General features: G+C 72.1%; 3 protein-coding genes. All 3 read right to left on the bottom strand.

Annotated features, from left to right (window positions below; genetic code table 11):
* A partial coding sequence (locus AC2VOR_RS17245; protein ID WP_486964197.1) for a beta/alpha barrel domain-containing protein occupies positions 1 to 405 on the bottom strand: 405 nt, incomplete at its 3' end.
* Positions 406 to 493: 88 nt separating this feature from the next.
* Positions 494 to 1,528 carry an NUDIX hydrolase gene (locus tag AC2VOR_RS17240; RefSeq protein ID WP_369739276.1) on the bottom strand — a complete coding sequence of 345 codons (1,035 nt, stop codon included), beginning with the start codon at positions 1,526 to 1,528 and terminating at the stop codon, positions 494 to 496.
* On the bottom strand, positions 1,528 to 2,583 hold a 1,056-nt coding region (locus AC2VOR_RS17235), incomplete at its 5' end, for a glycosyltransferase family 4 protein (RefSeq protein ID WP_486964196.1). The genes AC2VOR_RS17235 and AC2VOR_RS17240, both read right to left, overlap by 1 nt.

The following is a 2,583-nucleotide window of genomic DNA, read 5'->3' as shown; positions in this document are numbered from 1 at the left end:
CCCGCACACGAACGGCACGGTGAACTTCCACTTGTCGATGTGGTGGGTGTAGTCGGCGGGGGTCAGCACCTCGGACTCGTCGACGTAGTCCACGCCCAGGCTCTGCAGAATCTGCGCCTCCACGAAGTGCCCGATGCGCGCCTTGGCCATCACCGGGATGGTGACCGCGTCCTTGATCCCCTCGATCATGTCGGGGTCGCTCATGCGCGACACCCCACCCTGGGCACGGATGTCGGCGGGCACTCGCTCCAGCGCCATCACCGCGACCGCCCCGGCGCCCTCGGCGATGCGGGCCTGCTCCGGGGTGACGACGTCCATGATGACGCCGCCCTTGAGCATCTCCGCCATGCCGCGTTTGACCCGGGCCGTTCCGCGCCCGGTGCCGTTCTGCGCCACGCTGTCCACCGCTACCTCTATCGTTCTCGATCGTTGTCACGTGCCGGTACCCGTCCAGTGTAGTGGGGGGCCACCAGCGATTTTCCCGCCGCCGGATTCAGCGGATGGTCTGCAGCGGGCCCGGTGACCCGCTGCCGGCCACCACCGCCGCCTCGGCGAGCAGCTCGGCCAACTGCAGCGGGTACACGGTCTGGCCGGCGGCGACCAGCTCGGCGATGCCGGCGGCATCGCACCAGCGGTGGCCGTGGATGTAGCGCCGCTCCAGCTCGGTGCGGGCAGTACAGTCGGGTTCGAAGCGCCGGGTCCGGCACACGAAGAAGAACTCCTCGCTGTCGATCAGCGAACCGTTGAACTCGAAGACCTCGTCGCGCCGCCACACGGGCCCCACCATGTCGGCCGCGGCCACCCGTAGGCCCGTCTCCTCGGCCACCTCCCGCGCGGCGGCCTCGGCCAGCCGCTCCCCCGGCCCGACCTTGCCGCCGACGGTGAACCACCACCGGGGCGCGGGACCGTCGGTGATCGCCGGGTCCGACCCGCACAGCAGCAGCACCGAGCCGGTCTCGTCGAGCAGCACCACCCGCGCCGACGTGCGGTGGTTGAGCACTCCGTGATCGCGGTACGCCAGCGCATGCGATCGTTCGACGATTTCGAAATAGCTCGGCAGTGGCGCCCTTCCTCCGAGCCGCAAGGCGCGCACCGGTCGCCGCTCGGCCAGCGCGAGGGTGTCGCGCACCGCGTCGTTGTGGAACCGGCGCGCCAGCAGCACCCTGGCCTCGGCGTCGGCCAGCTCGGCGATCAGCCCGGCCGGCAGCGACGCGGGGTCGACCATCGCCAGCGCCGCGGACAGCTCGTTCTCCGCGTTCTCCCGCTCGGATCGGGCCGCGCCCTCGGCGGCGTCGGCCAGCGCGGCCAGCCGCCTGCCCCCCTGAGCCCCCGTGGCCCCGCCATAGGCGTCGATCGCCACGGCGCGCGCGACCACGGCCCGCCGGGCCAGCGCGCCGTCGAGCGCCTGCCAGGACAGGTCGTAGCGCACGTTCAGCCGGTCGAGCCGGTTGGCCGTCTGATACGCCCACGCGCCGGACACCGCCAGCACCAGGACGAGCACCGCCGTCGCGACGATCAACCAGGTCATCAGCTGGCCACCTGAACCTTGACGCCCGCCCCGGCGACCGTCTCGTACACCCGCATGATCTGGCTGGCCACCACCGACCAGTCGTAGCGTTCGACCGCCTCGGAACCGGCCGCCACATAGCGTTGCCGCAGCTCCTCGTCCCCCAGCACCGCGATCAACCCGTCGGCCAGCGCGTCGGGGTCGCCGACGGGCACCAGGCGCCCCAACTCGCCGTCGCGCAGCACGCGCCGGAACGCGTGCAGGTCGCTGGTCACCACCGCGGTGCCCGCGGCCATCGCCTCCACCAGCACGATGCCGAAGCTCTCGCCGCCGATGTTGGGTGCGCAGTACACGTCGGCACTGCGCATCGCCGACGCCTTTGCCGCGTCGTCGACCAGGCCCAAGAAACGGATGTGGCGCACCAACCCGCCCGCGCGGGCGCGCAGTTCGTGCTCGTCGCCGTGGCCGACGACCAGCAGTTGCACATCCGCGAACCGCTCCACCACCCGCGGCAGGGCGTCGAGCAGCACCGACACGCCCTTGCGGGGCTCGTCGTAGCGGCCCAAAAACAGCACCGTCTTGCCGGGCCGCGGGTACCCGTCCAGCAGCGGCGCCGAGGCGAACGAGGCGACGTCGACGCCGTTGGGGATCTCCACCGCGTCGGTGCCCAGCGCCTCCATCTGCCAGCGCCGGGCCAGGTCGGACACCGCGATCCGCCCGACGATCTTCTCGTGCCAGGGCCGCAGCACCCCCTGGAACACCGCCAGCGTCAGCGACTTGGTCGTCGAGGTGTGAAACGTCGCCACGATCGGGCCCTCGGCCACCCGCAGCGCCCACATCGACAGGCTGGGCGCGTTGGGTTCGTGCAGGTGCAGCACGTCGAAATCGCCCTCGGCCAGCCAGCGCCGGACACGGCCGTGCACCGCCGGGCTGAACTGCAGCCGCGCCACCGAGCCGTTGTAGGGGATCGGGATCGCCCTGCCGGCCGACACGACGTACTCGGGCAGCGACGCATCGGGGGACGCCGGGGCGAGCACGCTGACCTCGTGCCCGCGGGCGCGCATCACCTCGGCCAG

The organism is Mycobacterium sp. TH-M103 (assembly GCF_057473785.1).
Note: the sequence above shows the minus strand (reverse complement) of the source record. Positions and strands in the feature narration are given on the sequence as shown.

What these genes read in the sequence shown, in the direction of transcription:
- AC2VOR_RS17240 (WP_369739276.1), bottom strand. Translation starts at nt 1,528, where the DNA reads ATGACCTGGTTGATCGTCGCGACGGCGGTGCTCGTCCTGGTGCTGGCG.